The sequence below is a fragment of the Billgrantia sp. C5P2 genome, from assembly GCF_051062895.2.
The window spans coordinates 1921115-1935684 of record NZ_CM128542.1; the positions used below are offsets into that span (position 1 = coordinate 1921115).

The 14570-nt window shown below is 63.1% G+C and carries 14 protein-coding genes; 10 read left to right on the plus strand and 4 right to left on the minus strand.

Annotated elements, in window-relative coordinates; translation table 11 throughout:
* Nucleotides 1–36: 36 nt before the first annotated feature.
* Nucleotides 37–810 (minus strand): EAL domain-containing protein, encoded by a 774-nt coding sequence (locus ACRWQA_RS08900; RefSeq protein ID WP_434229446.1) that lies wholly within the window; start codon nucleotides 808–810, stop codon nucleotides 37–39.
* Nucleotides 811–1127: 317 nt separating this feature from the next.
* On the opposite strand from ACRWQA_RS08900, the gene ACRWQA_RS08905 reads away from it, so the two are divergent.
* Nucleotides 1128–1946, plus strand: coding sequence for a motility protein A (locus ACRWQA_RS08905; protein ID WP_263580196.1), 819 nt, complete (start codon nucleotides 1128–1130; stop codon nucleotides 1944–1946).
* Nucleotides 1939–2634 (plus strand): OmpA/MotB family protein, encoded by a 696-nt coding sequence (locus tag ACRWQA_RS08910; protein WP_263580195.1) that lies wholly within the window; start codon nucleotides 1939–1941, stop codon nucleotides 2632–2634. Before ACRWQA_RS08905 ends, ACRWQA_RS08910 begins: the two co-directional genes overlap by 8 nt.
* A gap of 82 nt (nucleotides 2635–2716) precedes the next feature.
* Here the strand turns inward: ACRWQA_RS08910 and argF are convergent, their stop codons facing one another.
* Entirely contained in the window at nucleotides 2717–3637 is a 921-nt protein-coding gene (gene argF, locus ACRWQA_RS08915) for an ornithine carbamoyltransferase (protein ID WP_263580194.1), read from the minus strand.
* A gap of 165 nt (nucleotides 3638–3802) precedes the next feature.
* Here argF and ACRWQA_RS08920 point away from each other — a divergent pair, with 165 nt between their 5' ends.
* Entirely contained in the window at nucleotides 3803–4153 is a 351-nt protein-coding gene (locus tag ACRWQA_RS08920; RefSeq protein WP_263580193.1) for a Grx4 family monothiol glutaredoxin, read from the plus strand.
* 104 nt (nucleotides 4154–4257) lie between these two features.
* On the opposite strand, the gene rnt is transcribed toward ACRWQA_RS08920, so the two are convergent.
* On the minus strand, nucleotides 4258–4923 hold the full coding sequence (gene rnt / locus ACRWQA_RS08925) for a ribonuclease T (protein WP_263580192.1): 666 nt from the start codon (nucleotides 4921–4923) through the stop codon (nucleotides 4258–4260).
* Between the two features lie 201 nt (nucleotides 4924–5124).
* Between rnt and ACRWQA_RS08930 the strand changes: the two genes are divergently transcribed.
* Both ACRWQA_RS08930 and ACRWQA_RS08935 read left to right on the plus strand, forming a co-directional pair.
* Nucleotides 5125–6345 (plus strand): argininosuccinate synthase, encoded by a 1221-nt coding sequence (locus ACRWQA_RS08930; protein WP_434229444.1) that lies wholly within the window; start codon nucleotides 5125–5127, stop codon nucleotides 6343–6345.
* Nucleotides 6346–6436: 91 nt separating this feature from the next.
* Nucleotides 6437–6736 carry an HlyU family transcriptional regulator gene (locus tag ACRWQA_RS08935; protein ID WP_434229443.1) on the plus strand — a complete coding sequence of 100 codons (300 nt, stop codon included), beginning with the start codon at nucleotides 6437–6439 and terminating at the stop codon, nucleotides 6734–6736.
* Nucleotides 6737–6766: 30 nt separating this feature from the next.
* Here ACRWQA_RS08935 and ACRWQA_RS08940 read toward each other — a convergent pair whose 3' ends face one another.
* Nucleotides 6767–7579: an IclR family transcriptional regulator gene (locus ACRWQA_RS08940; protein ID WP_263580189.1), complete on the minus strand. Its 813-nt coding sequence runs from the start codon at nucleotides 7577–7579 to the stop codon at nucleotides 6767–6769.
* A gap of 220 nt (nucleotides 7580–7799) precedes the next feature.
* Between ACRWQA_RS08940 and ACRWQA_RS08945 the strand changes: the two genes are divergently transcribed.
* The 5 genes from ACRWQA_RS08945 (at nucleotide 7800) to ACRWQA_RS08965 (ending at nucleotide 14550) form a co-directional block, all read left to right on the plus strand.
* A complete protein-coding gene (locus tag ACRWQA_RS08945; protein WP_434229441.1) occupies nucleotides 7800–9311 on the plus strand; it encodes a M81 family metallopeptidase in 1512 nt (503 codons plus the stop codon).
* Nucleotides 9312–9375: 64 nt separating this feature from the next.
* Entirely contained in the window at nucleotides 9376–10986 is a 1611-nt protein-coding gene (locus tag ACRWQA_RS08950; protein ID WP_434229440.1) for an ABC transporter substrate-binding protein, read from the plus strand.
* Nucleotides 10987–11067: 81 nt separating this feature from the next.
* Nucleotides 11068–12009, plus strand: a complete 942-nt coding sequence (locus tag ACRWQA_RS08955; RefSeq protein WP_434229439.1) for an ABC transporter permease — start codon at nucleotides 11068–11070, stop codon at nucleotides 12007–12009.
* Complete coding sequence (locus tag ACRWQA_RS08960; protein ID WP_434229438.1) at nucleotides 12009–12893, plus strand: ABC transporter permease; 885 nt, start codon at nucleotides 12009–12011, stop codon at nucleotides 12891–12893. The genes ACRWQA_RS08955 and ACRWQA_RS08960 overlap by 1 nt, the downstream gene beginning before the upstream one ends.
* A 1-nt stretch (nucleotide 12894) precedes the next feature.
* Nucleotides 12895–14550, plus strand: a complete 1656-nt coding sequence (locus ACRWQA_RS08965) for a dipeptide ABC transporter ATP-binding protein (RefSeq protein ID WP_434229436.1) — start codon at nucleotides 12895–12897, stop codon at nucleotides 14548–14550.
* Nucleotides 14551–14570: the final 20 nt, after the last annotated feature.

Genomic DNA, 14570 nt, shown 5'->3' on the forward strand with positions numbered 1-14570 from the left:
TTGCAGGTTGTCGTGATCGTGATCGAAGCGTTTTCTTCAAATGGCCCGCTGCAATGCCATGAGAGCCGGCTCCAGGCCAGGAGTCAGTTTCTCGAGGCCGGGACGGGCATAGAAGAAGCCTTGCTGCTGGGTAATGCCGCTGCGGGCCAGCCACAAGGCTTCCGCACGGGTCTCCACCCCTTCCGCCACCAGGTCGATGCCGAGCTCCCGGCCCAGGCCGATGAGGGCACGCAGTATGGCCTGGCGGCGCGAATCGCTGTCGCAGCCCATCACCAGGGCGCGGTCGATCTTGAGCCGGTCGGGGTGCAGTTCCACCAACAGGTCGAGGTTGGCGAAGCCATTGCCGAAGTCGTCCAGTGCGGTCACGAAGCCCATGCTACGGTAGGCCTCGATGATGTTGCCCAGATGCTGTCCCTGAACTCGCTCGGTCTCCGTAACTTCGAAGATCAGTCGCTCGACCGGCCAACCCACCTGCTCGGATATCGCCAGCGTTGCCTGGATGCATGCCATGGGCTCATAGACCGCGTTGGGCAGGAAATTGATCGACAGGTTCTCGCGCATGCCAAGGCGGCTGGCGAGTTCGATGGCGCGGATTCGACAGGCCTGGTCGAAACGGTAGAGCAGGCGAGGGGTGACCTGCGCCAGGATACTGCCAGCGGATTCGCCACCCGGCCCCCTCACCAGTGCCTCGTAGGCGGTGATGCGGGCCGAGGCGAGATCGACGATGGGCTGGAAAGCCATGGTGAACGCGAAGGGCAATGGACCCTCGCAGCGTTCGCAGTGTCCTTCCTTTTCGGCGCATCGATGCATGGCTACTCCTGTCTGGTCGCTATCGGCCAGCGGCTTGTCCTCCTGCGCGCCAAGTCCGCTGCAGGAATCACTCATTGGCAAGGCATAGGCAACACGCCTTCGCCATCGTCCATCATGGCAGGCTGGGTCGAAGGGCCTGCTGCCGACAAGGATCTCATGGCTATCGTATCGGCCGGGACCGAGGAAACTTTAGCGTGTTACGGAAAGCATGATCTGGGTCAACCGGATGCCGTCCTTTTCCGGTCATGGTTAAAGTGTCCCCGTTCCAAGCCGATAGTACTCTATAGATGCCATGCCCCGTATTTTCAGGAGCTTGAATGAATCCATCCACCATTATCGGCATGTGCGCCAGTATCGTCCTGCTGGTCAGCGTACTGTTCTTTACCGCCGAGTCGCCACAGAGCTTCATCAACCTGCCGGGCCTTGCCATCGTGCTGGCCGGAACCATGGCGGCCACCTTCATCAGCTATCCGCTCAAGGAAGTGCTACGGGTAGTACGCCTGGTGGGCCTGGTGTTTCGCCGCGAGAACACCTATATGCGCGACGACATCAAGGAGCTGGTGGACATCTCTCGGCTCTGGTTCAAGGGCGACGTGCGGGCCGTCGAAGCGGCCTTGGAAAAGGCGCGCAATCCCTTCCTGCGTACCGGCATCCAACTGGTCATCGCCAATACCAAGGAGGACGAGATCTTCGACCTGCTGCGCTGGCGCATCGCCCGGCTCAAGGCGCGCGAGCACGCCGAGGCGCAGATCTTCCGCACCATGGCCACCTACGCCCCGGCCTTCGGCATGATCGGAACGCTGGTGGGGCTGGTCAACATGCTCGAAGTGATGGAGTCGGGCGACTTGCACGTCATCGGGCCGCGAATGGCGGTGGCGCTGTTGACCACCTTTTACGGGATCCTGCTGGCCAACCTGGTCTTCAAGCCCATTGCCGTGAAGCTCGAACGGCGCACCGAAGAGCGGCTCATCGCGATGAACATGGTACTCGAGGGCATCTCGCTGATTACCAAGCGCCGCCTGCCGTCCTTCATCGAGGAAACTCTCAACTCCTTCGTCGTCAACTATCACGACGAGATTCGCGATCCGGAAGTGGCCAAGCGCGACGCCCCGGACGGAGAAGCGCAGAATGCTTGATCGCAGCACGCGAGACGTGCTGCATCCTCCCGCCATCGATGCCGGGGAGGGTGAGGGCTGGCTGGTGAGTTACCTGGATGTGCTGACCCTGCTCATCACGCTGTTCGTCCTCTTGCTCTCGCTGGCTGGCAACGGTACGGCCATCCAGGAAAGCCGTCAGAGCGGTGAGGCCAGTGCCACTGTCACTGTCACGCCGCAAGCTGAGGCCGTCGAGCGCATGGTGGCTGGCGCGGGGCTCAAGCCTCGCCACGATGGCTTGCAGCCGCGCTTCCCGGGTCTCGATATCGAAGGCGTGAGCGTGACCGAGGGGCAACAGGGTATCACCCTGCGGATCGACGACAATCTCCTGTTCGACAGCGGCCAGGCCGTCCTCACGGGGCAGGGGCGTGAGGTGCTGAGCCGGTTGCGCGAAGTCCTCGCGACATTCGAAGGAGACATCTCCGTGGAAGGGCATACCGACAGCGTTCCCATCGCCAGTGCCCGTTTCCCATCGAACTGGGAACTCTCATCCGGACGAGCCATCGCCGTATTGCGTTACCTGTCCGACCAGGGCCTGCCGGCCGAGCGGTTGCGAGCAGTGGGCTACGCCGAGACGCGCCCATTGGATAGCAACGAGACTCCGGAAGGGCGCGCCGCCAATCGTCGCGTCGAGCTTCTGTTGCATCAGGACGTGACAGCTGGCAGCTAGGCTTTATTGCCTGACGACCGAGCCGTGAGCGGGTAGAGTCACCGCCGAGATGAATCCCGGCGGTGCGGCTTGGTGCCAGGTCTCAGTGATCGACCCGCCCCAGCAACAGGAATTCGATCAAGGCCTTCTGGGCGTGCAGGCGGTTGCCGGCTTCCTGCCATACCACCGCGCGTGGGTCGTCGAGGAGGGTTTCACTGATCTCCTCGCCGCGGTGTGCCGGCAGGCAATGCAGGAACACGACGTCGGGTTTGGCGCGGTCCAGCATGCCCTCGGTGACCTGGAAGCCGGCGAAATCCGCTTCGCGCTTGGCCTGCTCCTCCTCCTGGCCCATCGAGGCCCACACATCGGTCGTCACCAGGTCCGCGCCGACCACGGCCTCGGCAGGATCGTGCAGCAGAATGACCCGGTCGCCGGCGGCTGCGAGGATGTCCTGGCGCGGCTCGTAGCCCTTGGGGCAGCATACCTTCAGTTGGAAGTCGAACTGGCGCGCGGCGTTGATCCACGAGTGGCACATGTTGTTGCCATCACCAATCCATACCGCCGTGCGTCCACGCACACTGCCGCGCAGCTCGGTCCAGGTCATGACGTCGGCGAGTAGCTGGCAGGGGTGGTAGTCGTCGGAGAGCGCATTGATCACCGGCACCGAGCTGGCGCCGGCGTAGGTCTCGAGGCCGGCATGGGAGAAGGTGCGGATCATGACGATGTCGACCATCTCCGCCAGCACCCTCGCGGTATCCTCGATCGGTTCGCCGCGACCGAGTTGGGTATCTCGTGGCGAGAGGAATAACGCATGACCGCCGAACTGCGCCATGGCCGTCTCGAACGAAACCCGTGTGCGCGTCGACGATTTCTCGAAGATCATCGCCAGCGTGCGGTTGGTGAACGGAGCGTAGGTCGGCCCCTGGGCCCGCAGGCGGTTCTTGATCGTGATGGCGCGCTGGATGAGGTAGTGCAACTCTTCGGGGCTCAGGTCCAGCAGGGTCAGGAAATGGCGTGTCGCCATGGCGATCTCTCCGCGCGAAAAAACCACCATCCTAGCCAGCCTACGGGGGATGCGCAATTCGCCCGTCATCAGTAGAATGGGGCCATGAGCTAAAGGCTGAGTATCGCACTCGGGTATTGTCCGTCCCGACACCCTCGGCATCCATCTCTTCCAACAGGAGCGCACATGAGCACTACCATCGAGAACATTCAGCGCCAGATCGGCGAGAATCCCATCCTGATCTACATGAAGGGCACTCCCCAACTGCCGCAGTGCGGCTTCTCTGCCCAGACGGTGCAGGCCCTGATGGCCTGTGGCGAGCGTTTCGCCTTCGTCAACGTGCTGGACAACCCCGATATTCGTGCAGAGTTGCCCAAGTACGCCAACTGGCCCACCTTCCCCCAGCTGTGGGTGGAAGGCGAGCTGGTGGGTGGCTGCGACATCGTCGCCGAGTTGCACCAGAGCGGCGAACTCGAGAAGCTGATCAAGGAGGCGGCGGCGCGCGCCAAGGCCAACGAAGAGGGTGGTGACGCCTGATCCTCCTTTCGCAACGCACGCTTCAATGACATGGGCCCGCGAGCTTCCGCTCGCGGGCCCATGTCATTGAAAGAACCGCATAAATGCTCAACTTCTCGAGGCTTCTACAGCTCGTCGAGGCCCTGTTCCCGCTGCGCCAACGCCCAGCCGCCCAGATCCTTGTAGCGATTGACGATGGCGCAGAACAGCTCTGCGGTTCGCTCGGTGTCGTAACGTGCCGAGTGGGCCTCCTGATTGTCGAACGGAATCCCCGCTGCGCGACAGGCTCGGGCGAGGACCGTCTGGCCATAGACCAGGCCCGCAAGGCTGGCGGTATCGAAGCTCGAGAAGGGGTGGAAGGGATTGCGCTTGATGCCGCAGCGATTGACAGCGGCGTTGAGAAAGCCGTGGTCGAAGGCTGCATTGTGGCCCACCAGCACGGCTCTGGTGCAGCCATGCGACTTGATCGCCTTGCGCACGGGGCGAAAGATCTCGCCCAAGGCCTCGGCTTCGGAGAGTGCCACCCGCTGGCGTAGCGGGTCATCGAGTTTTATGCCGGTGAAATCGAGCGCAGACTGCTCGACGTTGGCTCCCGAGAAGGGCTGTACGTGGTAGGCGTAGGTTGCGTCCGGCATCAGGTTGCCTTCCGAATCCATGGTCAGCGTCACGGCGGCGATTTCGAGAATGGCGTCGCGTTCTGCGTTGAACCCTCCGGTTTCCAGATCCACCACCACCGGCAGGAAACTGCGAAACCGCTGCGCCATCATCTCGCGAGTGATCGCCTCGCTCATGCACCTCTCCTCATCACGTGCCTCTCACGCCAGTCATTACGGGGACGGCTCCTTGCCAGCGAACGACTGCGTCGCCAGGCTGCCTCTCATGGGCGAAAAGTCTAACAGCTTGGCCGCGATACGTCCCGCGGCCGGTATTCGCCAGGCAGCAGCCACGCTATACTGCACGTCTTGTGACGTTTACCTGAGAGGAGCCCCCGAATGTCCGATGTCAAGAAGGTCGTGCTTGCCTACTCCGGCGGCCTGGACACGTCCGTCATCGTCAAGTGGTTGCAGGAAACCTACAACTGCGAGGTGGTGACCTTTACCGCCGACATCGGTCAGGGCGAAGAAGTGGAGCCGGCGCGCACCAAGGCCCAGGCCCTGGGCGTGAAGGAAATCTACATCGAAGACCTGCGCGAAGAGTTCGTGCGCGACTACGTCTACCCCATGTTCCGCGCCAACACCATCTACGAGGGCGAGTACCTGCTGGGTACTTCCATCGCTCGCCCGCTGATCGCCAAGCGCCTGATCGAGATCGCCAACGAGACCGGTGCCGATGCCATCTCGCATGGCGCCACCGGCAAGGGGAACGACCAGGTGCGCTTCGAGATGGGTGCCTATGCGCTCAAGCCGGGCGTCAAGGTAATCGCGCCGTGGCGCGAGTGGGACCTCACTTCCCGCGAGAAGCTGATGGCCTACTGCGAGCAGCACGACATCCCCGTCGACTTCTCCAAGAGCAAGAAGAAGTCGCCGTACTCGATGGACGCCAACCTGCTGCACATCTCCTACGAGGGCGGCATCCTCGAGGACCCGTGGGCCGAGGCCGAAGAGGACATGTGGCGCTGGAGCGTGGCGCCCGAGGCCGCACCGGATGCGCCCACCTACGTCGAGCTGACCTTCGAACACGGCGACATTGTCGCCATCGACGGCAAGGCGATGAAGCCCCACGAGGTGCTCGAGACCCTCAACAAGCTGGGCGGCGACAACGGCATCGGCCGTCTCGACATCGTCGAGAACCGCTACGTTGGCATGAAGTCCCGCGGCTGCTACGAGACCCCGGGGGGCACCATCATGCTGCGTGCCCATCGCGCCATCGAGTCGATCACCCTCGACCGCGAGGAAGCGCACCTCAAGGACGAGCTGATGCCCAAGTACGCCAAGGTGATCTACAACGGCTACTGGTGGAGCCCGGAGCGCCGCATGCTGCAGGCCGCCATCGACGAGACCCAGAAGAACGTCTCCGGCGTGGTGCGCATGAAGCTCTACAAGGGCAGCGCCACCGTGGTGGGCCGCAAGTCCGAGCAGTCGCTGTTCGACGAGTCGATCGCCACCTTCGAGGACGATGCCGGCGCCTACAATCAGAAGGATGCCGAGGGCTTCATCAAGCTCAACGCTTTACGTCTGCGTATTGCGGCCGGCAAAGGCCGCCAGCAGAGCTGATTGCCTGTCGATTCGCTCCAGGACGCGCCGGCCCAAGGGCCGGCGCTCTCGTTTGGAAAGCTCGTAGGGAAGAACTGTAGGGGAGAGAACAATGCTGAAGAAACTGTTGGGTGGACTGTTCGGTAGCGGTGAAGCCAAGCCGGGCAATGCCAAGGCCGCCGAGCCGGTGGAGTACAACGGCTACCAGATCGTTTCGGAGCCCGCCGAGCAGGGCGGTCAGTTCCGCGTCAGCGGCTGGATCCGCAAGCCGGGAGCCGAGGGCGAGATCCTGGAACACCGCTTCGAGCGCTCCGACCTGGTGCCGGGTCGAGACGCCTGCGACCAGTTGATGGTGAGCAAGGCGCAGCGCTACATCGATCAGGTCGGCGACGACATGTTCAAGCCGCGCTGAGACGACAGGCCGCTGCCCGGGCCCATCCGTTCAGAAACGCGAAATGGCCAGGGCGGCTTCGGCGGCCAGCGGGAAGAATCTGTCGCGAAAGGCCTCTTCGTGCCAGTCGCTCAAGGACCCTGCGATATGAATCGCGCCGCAGGGTCTTCCGTCATGCCCTATGATCGGCACTCCCAGCGCAATTTCACCGATGAGTATCTCTTCGCGGGCCAGGGCAAAGCCCTGTTCTCTTGCCTCATGGACCTTGCTCATCACCCGCTCGGGGTCAGTGATGGTGCGAGGCGTCAGCGGGGTCCGGTCGGAGCGGGCAATGATGTCCCGTACCTCGTCGTCGTCCAGCTTGGACAGGATGGCGCGGCCGCCCGAACTGCAATAAGTCGGCACGCTGTGGCCCACCAGGGTGGCGAAGAACGTCTCCCGCTTGCTCTGCATCCGCGCCGCATAGACGACGCGAACATCGTCGAAAAGGCTGAGATCGACCCGCTCCTGGGCATTGCGCCTCAGTTCGAGCAGCACCGGCGTGGCGTTGCGGACGATCGGGTTCAGGCTCAGGTAGTCCAGCGTATGGTCGAGAATGCGGATATCGGGCAGGAAGCCGCGTCCATCCTTGTCCAGCCGCAGGTAGCCCAGTTGACGCAGGGTATGCACGATGCGCTGGGCAGCGCTACGGTCGATACCGGCCGCTTTGGCAATCTCGGCCAGGCTTAGGGCGCTGTCCACACCGTGGAATGCCGAGAGTACCTGCATGGCGCGCGCCACGGACTGGACGAACAGCGGGTCGTTGCGCTGTGCCTCGGTAACGATCCTGCCGCCAGGCACCGATTTCAACACATGTCGCGTCATGCTTCGGGGATTCCTTCTGGATTTGCGCCAACCGGTATGTCCGACTAGCTTGCTATAAGCAGCAAAAAAACAATACAGATGCATTGTCATGCGATGCAACTGGCTTCTCAAGTGATCCAGCACGCCACCGTTTCAATTGCAGCTCTCCACGGTTTCATCGATCAACTTTCGTGATGCCAGGGAGCCGGCTGCACAGCGTGTGGAAGGGAGCACGACAATAATGACGTATCGTGTTGCGATAGGTGGGTTCCTTCACGAAACCAACACCTTTGCACCCAGCAAGGCGACCTACGAGGACTTCGTCCAGGGCGGTGGCTATATGCCGCTGGCACGTGGTGAGGCGCTGTTGAGCGCGTGCCGAGGCATCAACCTCGGCATCTCCGGTGCGGTGGCGCATGCACATGAGGCAGGTTGGCAGGCGGTGCCGCTACTGTGGGCGGGTGCCATCCCTTCCGCCCATGTCACGCGTGAAGCCTTTGACCGCATCGTCGAGGAACTGCTCGAGCGACTGAGTCGGGCGGGCAGGCTCGATGGCGTGCTGCTGGATCTGCATGGTGCCATGGTGTGTGAGCATCTCGATGACGGTGAGGGGGAGCTGCTCGCCCGAGTGCGCCAAGTGGTCGGCCCCGAGACGCCCATCGCCGCCTGCCTGGACCTGCATGGCAACGTCACTGCGCGCATGGTCGAGCAGGCCGACGTGCTGGTGGGGTTTCGCACCTATCCCCACACCGACATGGCCGAGTCGGGACGGCGCACGGCACTCCTCCTCGAACAATTGATGAGGGTCCGAGCGCCGCTGGCCAAAGCACTTCTTCGCCTCCCCTACCTGGTCCCCATACCCTGGCAAACGACCGACCTCGAGCCGGCCGCGGGCCTTTATCGCCTGGTGGCCCAGCAGGAGCGCGAGGAGGTGCTGAGTACCTCGCTGTTCATGGGCTTTCCCGCTGCCGATTTCCCCGAATGTGGTCCTGTCGTCGTCGCTTATGCACGCTCTCAGGCCTTGGCCGAGGCCGCCGTAGAACGAATCGGGCGGGCCTACGCCGAGGCGGAAACCGGCTTTGCCGGGCGTGTCTTCGAGGCCGCGGAGGGCGTCGCCGAAGCGCAGCGCCTGCTGCGTGAAGGTAGCCGGGGCCCCATCGTACTGGCCGATACCCAGGACAACCCCGGAGCGGGGGGCGATTCCAATACCACCGGTATGCTGCGTGCCTTGGTCGAGGCCCGTGTTCAGGGGGCGGCGCTGGGACTGATGGTAGATCCGGCTGCCGCGGCGAGCGCACACCGGGCGGGCGAGGGCGCCGTGGTCGAGGTGGCCCTGGGTGGAACATCCGGCACTGCCGGGGATAGTCCCTATGCGGTCAGCGCGAGCGTAGAGCGGCTTTCCGACGGCCAACTGCTGGCCAGCGGCGATTTCTACGGCGGCGCGCGGCTGGACCTGGGGCCATCCGCCTGCTTGCGCATCGATGGGGTGCGTGTCGTGGTCACCAGCCACAAGGCCCAGATGGCCGACCGGGAGATGTTTCGCTTCGTGGGGGTGATTCCCGAGGAGGCGGGCATTCTGGTGGTCAAGAGCTCGACCCACTTCCGCGCCGATTTCGCATCGATTGCCGCGGAGATCCTGATCTGCAAGGCGCCGGGGCCGATGCCCTTCAGCCCCGCGGATCTCGCCTGGCGCCGCCTGGCGCCGGGTATGCGCTTGAGCCCGCTGGGCAGAAGCTTCCAACCTCCCGGGTAGGCGCCGGCAGGCCATCGGGCACTGGCAAGTACTCCTATAACAACGCACAAGAGGAAGGACGAAAATGAGTAAACCGATACCGACGAGCTCGGTTGCCAAGATCGCGAAGTGGCAAGGGGGGCTGGCCGTGGCGATGGTCGGCGCCCTGTCGCTGCCGGCCACGGCTCAGACCGATGCCGATACCATTGTCGCCGTCATGCATTCTGGCCTGCGCGTGCTGGACCCGATCATCACCACGGCGCATATCAGCCGCAATCACGGCTACATGATCTATGACGTGCTATTGGCCTCGGACGAGGAGTTCAACCCCCAGCCGCAGATGGCTGACTGGGAGGTGTCTGACGATGGGCTCGTCTATACCTTTCGGCTGCGCGAGGGTCTGACGTTCCACGATGGCGAGCCGGTAACGGCAGCGGATGCGGTGGCCTCGCTGCAGCGCTGGGGAGAGCGCGACTCGGGTGGCCAATTGATCTTCGACGTGACCGAGAGCCTCGAGGCGAGCGACGACCGGACCGTCACCTGGACCCTCTCGGAGCCCTTCGCACCTCTCGTCGAGGTGTTGGCCAAACAGTCGGCCGTGCCGCCCTTCATCATGCCGGCGCGCATTGCCGAGACCTCATCGGACAGCTCGATCAGCGAGCACATCGGCTCAGGACCCTTCCGCTTCGTCGAGGAAGAGTATGAGCCCGGCGTTTCCGTGACCTACGAGCGCTTCGAGGATTACGTGCCCCGCGAGGAGGAGCCGAGCTGGATGGCGGGCGGCAAGGTGGTGAACGTGGAGCGCGTCGTGTGGACGACGATGCCCGATGCCCAGACCGCGGTGAACGCACTCTCGGCCGGTGAGATCGACTATATCGAACAGGTGCAGGTCGACCTGCTGCCGATCCTCGAATCCAACCCCGACTTGGTGGTGGAGACGCGCGATCCGTTCGGTTACCAGGCCATAGGGCGGCTCAATTTCAAGCATCCTCCCTTCGATGACAAGAAGATTCGCCAGGCGGCCCTGAAAGCGCTTAATCAGGAAAATGTATTGGCTGCCATGATGGGTAATCCCGATTACTACGAGGTGTGCGGTGCCATCTTCGGCTGCGGCACCCCATTGGCCGACGATACGGGGTCCGAGACGCTTACCGGCGGCGGTGACCTCGAGGGTGCGCGCCAGTTGCTGGAGGAGGCTGGCTACGATGGCACTCCCATCGTGTTGATGCAGCCGACCGACGTCAGCAGCCTGACCGCTCAGCCTGTAGTGGCAGCCCAGGCGCTGCGCAATGCCGGCTTCGAGGTCGACCTGCAGCCCATGGACTGGCAGACCCTGGTGAACCGCCGCGCCAGCATGTCGCCACCGTCGGAAGGGGGCTGGAATGTCTTCTTCACCAACTGGATGGTTCCCGAGATCACCTCGCCGTTGATCAACGTGATGCTCAATGGACGTGGAGAAGAGGGTTGGTTCGGATGGCCCGATGACGAGCGCCTGGAGGAGCTGCGTGCGGAGTTCTTTGCCGCCGAGAGCCTCGAACAGCAGCAGGAAGTGGCGCGCAAGCTACAGGCGCATACCCTGGACGAGGTGATCTATATCCCGCTCGGCCAATACCAGATGCCTCAGGCACGACGCGACAGCCTCACCGACATGATTGCTTCGCCGGTACCGGTGTTCTGGAACGTCAAGAAAGAGTGAATGGTGGGTGACGGCGGGCGCGAGCGTGCGCCCGCCGACTCGCTCTTCGTCGCTTGCGCAAACGACGCGAAGGAGTGACCCATGTTGGGTTATATCGCCAGGCGGGTATTGGCTGTCGTGCCGGTCATGATCATCGTGGCCTTGTTCGTGTTCCTGATGCTGAGGCTGACGCCCGGCGACCCTGCCGCCATTCTCGCCGGCGACTCGGCCACCCCTGCGCAGTTGGAGAGGATCCGCGAGAACCTGGGGCTCAACGATCCCCTGCATAGCCAGTTCATCAGTTGGGTAACCCAGTTGTTCCGCGGCGACCTGGGCGTCTCGCTGATTTCCAATACGTCGGTCAGCACCATGATAGGCCAGCGTATCTGGCCGACTCTCAACATTGCCGTACTGACCATCACGCTATCCGTGCTGATCGCCTTACCCATGGGCGTGCTCGCGGCGTGGCGACACCGCAGCTGGATCGACTATGCCGTGATGACCTTCTCGGTGCTGGGCTTCTCCGTTCCGGTATTCGTGATCGGCTACATCTTCATCCAGATCTTCGCCATCGAACTGCGCTGGTTTCCCGTCCAGGGGTATATGGCACCGACGCGCGATTTCCTGGGCTTCCTGCAGCGAGCGGTGCTGCCGGCATTCACCCTGGCCACCATTTACGTCGCCCTGATTGCGAGGATGACCCGGGCCAGCATGCTCGATGTGCTGGGTGAGGACTACGTGCGCACCGCCAGGGCGAAGGGGCTGCGCGAGAACGTCGTGCTGTTCCGGCATGCCCTGCGCAACGCCGCGGTACCGATCATGACCATCATCGGCACCGGCTTTGCCCTGCTGATCGCCGGCGTGGTGGTCACGGAGAGCGTCTTCAATATCCCCGGTGTGGGCCGGCTGACCGTGGATGCCATCCTCGCTCGGGATTATCCGGTGATACAGGCGATGATCCTGCTCACGGCAGGCCTCTACGTGCTGGTGAATCTCGTCATCGATATCTCCTATACGCTCATCGACCCGAGGATCCGTTACTGATGGCTCATGCAACGCAACCCACCTCGGCGATGCAGGCGGTTCTCGGAGCGCTCTCCTTGCCCAGGCGTTGGCGGGTCGGCGCCGGGCCCGTGATAGCGGGAGTGGTGCTGTTGGCGATCGTGGCGTCGGCGCTGCTGGCGCCCCTCTACGTGCCCTACGACCCGATGCAGATGAACTCGCTCAACCGCTTGCAGCCCGCCTCGGCCGATCACCTGCTGGGTACCGACCAGTACGGCCGCGACCTGTTCAGCCGCATCATGATCGGCGGCCGGGTATCGCTGCTGATCGGTATCGGAGCGGCTCTCTTCAGTGTGCTGACCGGGATGCTCATCGGCCTGGTATCGGGCTTCTTTCGCATGGCCGATGCCATCATCATGCGCATCATGGACAGCCTGATGGCCATTCCGGCCATCCTGCTGGCGATTGCCCTGGTCGCACTCAACGGTCCGAGCGTATGGTCAGTCATCGTTGCCATTACCATTCCCGAGGTGCCGCGAGTGGTGCGGCTGGTACGTTCAGTGGTGCTGGGTGCCCGCGAGGAGCCATACGTAGAAGCGGCGATTGCGCTGGGCAGCGGCATGTTCAAGATCCTCGGCAAGCACCTGATGCCCAACACCCTTCCGGCTCTGATCGTCCAGGGAACCTACATCTGCGCCTCGGCGATCCTTACCGAGGCGCTGCTGTCGTTCCTGGGGGCCGGGGTCAGCACTGAAATTCCCACCTGGGGCAATATCATGGCGGAAGGGCGCACCTACTTTCAGGTCCATCCGGGACTGATCTTCTGGACCGGGGCGGTGCTGTCGCTGTGCATCCTCTCGATCAATCTGCTGGGCGATACGGCACGCGACATGCTCGATCCGCGGCTCAAGAGACGGGAGGTCTGAGATGCATTTCAAGAGTGCCGACTTGAGCGCTTCACCCGTGGTATTGAGCATACGTCAACTGTCAGTGGGGCTGACAGGGGAGACGACCAAGGTATTGGATGCGATCAGCCTGGACGTGCGTGCCGGCGAAACGGCCTGCCTGGTTGGCGAGAGCGGTTCGGGCAAGTCGGTCACGTCGCTGGCCGTGATGGGCCTGCTACAGAAGGGTTCACTGGAAGTAACAGGTGGGAAAGTCCTGCTGGATGACGAGGATCTGCTGACCTTGACGCCTTCGCAAATGCGCCGGATTCGGGCACGGCGCATCGCGATGATCTTCCAGGAGCCGATGACGGCCCTTAATCCGGTGATGCGGGTGGGCGAGCAGGTCGCGGAAGTGCTGAAGACCCATACCGACATGCCGGCCAGAGCCTGCGAAGCCAGGGTGCTCGAGATCATGGAACAGGTTCACCTGCCCGAGGTGCGGCGGATCTACCGTTCTTACCCTCACCAACTGTCCGGCGGGCAGCGGCAGCGCATCATGATCGCCATGGCGCTGGTACTCGAACCCAAGCTGCTGATCGCCGACGAACCCACCACGGCGCTGGACGTAACCACCCAGGCCCAGATACTGGCGCTGATCGCCGAGCTGCAGCAGCGCCATGGTACGGCGGTACTCTTCATTACTCATGACATGGGGGTGGTTGCCGAAGTGGCCCATACCGTGCACGTGATGCAGCACGGCAGGATCGTCGAGCAGGCCCCCGTCGAGACGCTGCTGCGTCATCCTCGCGAGGAGTACACGCGCACGCTGTTGAGTTCCGTGCCGAGCCTGGTGCCGCGCAACGTGCGCACGACGAGTCATCAGGAGGGCGTGCTGGAAGTGCGCGGCATGAACAAGGCGTACAGCGACGGAGGCTGGTTCCTTCGTCGCCCAGGCACGCTGGCGGCTAGAGACATCGATTTTACCGTGGTACGCGGCAGGACGCTTGGCATCGTCGGCGAGAGCGGTTCGGGCAAGTCGACGGTCGCCCGTTGCATCATGCGGCTGGTCGATCCCACCTCGGGAAAGGTTCGCGTCGCAGGTACCGAGATCGCTCGGCTGTCGCGCCGCGCGCTGCGTCCGCTTCGCAAGCATTTCCAGGTCGTCTTCCAGGATCCTTTCCGCTCGCTCAACCCCCGCTGGACCATCGCCATGAGCCTGATGGAAGGGCCGCTCAACTATGGAGTGAGTGGGCCCGAGGCACTTTCACGCGCTGAAGAGATGCTTGAGCTGGTCGGGCTGCCACGTGACGCTCTACACCGCTACCCTCACCAGTTTTCCGGTGGGCAGCGCCAACGGATCGCCATCGCTCGCGCGATCATGATGCGTCCGGATGTGCTGGTGGCGGATGAGGCGGTATCGGCTCTGGATGTCTCGGTCCAGGCCCAGGTGCTGAAGCTGCTTGGCGACATCCAGCAGAAGCTGGGCATCGCCATTCTGTTCATTACCCACGACCTGCGCGTGGCCGCGCAGATCTGCGATGACGTCATCGTGATGCAGCGCGGCGTCATCGTCGAGCAGGGGCCGGCCGGGGAAGTGCTTGCCTCGCCCCGCCACGACTATACGCGGCAGTTGATCGAAGCCGCACCCGGGCGTCACTGGGACTTCGCCAATTTTCGCGAACTCGACATCGCCTGAACCCAACGCTAACGAGGTGG

Coding starts and splice junctions, on each gene's coding strand:
- ACRWQA_RS08960 (WP_434229438.1), top strand. CDS start 12,009: ATGGCTCATGCAACGCAACCCACCTCGGCGATGCAGGCGGTTCTCGGA.
- ACRWQA_RS08935 (WP_434229443.1), top strand. CDS start 6,437: ATGCTGAAGAAACTGTTGGGTGGACTGTTCGGTAGCGGTGAAGCCAAG.
- ACRWQA_RS08940 (WP_263580189.1), bottom strand. CDS start 7,579: ATGACGCGACATGTGTTGAAATCGGTGCCTGGCGGCAGGATCGTTACC.
- ACRWQA_RS08955 (WP_434229439.1), top strand. CDS start 11,068: ATGTTGGGTTATATCGCCAGGCGGGTATTGGCTGTCGTGCCGGTCATG.
- ACRWQA_RS08900 (WP_434229446.1), bottom strand. CDS start 810: ATGCATCGATGCGCCGAAAAGGAAGGACACTGCGAACGCTGCGAGGGT.
- ACRWQA_RS08920 (WP_263580193.1), top strand. CDS start 3,803: ATGAGCACTACCATCGAGAACATTCAGCGCCAGATCGGCGAGAATCCC.
- ACRWQA_RS08905 (WP_263580196.1), top strand. CDS start 1,128: ATGAATCCATCCACCATTATCGGCATGTGCGCCAGTATCGTCCTGCTG.
- ACRWQA_RS08910 (WP_263580195.1), top strand. CDS start 1,939: ATGCTTGATCGCAGCACGCGAGACGTGCTGCATCCTCCCGCCATCGAT.
- argF (WP_263580194.1), bottom strand. CDS start 3,637: ATGGCGACACGCCATTTCCTGACCCTGCTGGACCTGAGCCCCGAAGAG.
- ACRWQA_RS08965 (WP_434229436.1), top strand. CDS start 12,895: ATGCATTTCAAGAGTGCCGACTTGAGCGCTTCACCCGTGGTATTGAGC.
- ACRWQA_RS08950 (WP_434229440.1), top strand. CDS start 9,376: ATGAGTAAACCGATACCGACGAGCTCGGTTGCCAAGATCGCGAAGTGG.
- rnt (WP_263580192.1), bottom strand. CDS start 4,923: ATGAGCGAGGCGATCACTCGCGAGATGATGGCGCAGCGGTTTCGCAGT.
- ACRWQA_RS08930 (WP_434229444.1), top strand. CDS start 5,125: ATGTCCGATGTCAAGAAGGTCGTGCTTGCCTACTCCGGCGGCCTGGAC.
- ACRWQA_RS08945 (WP_434229441.1), top strand. CDS start 7,800: ATGACGTATCGTGTTGCGATAGGTGGGTTCCTTCACGAAACCAACACC.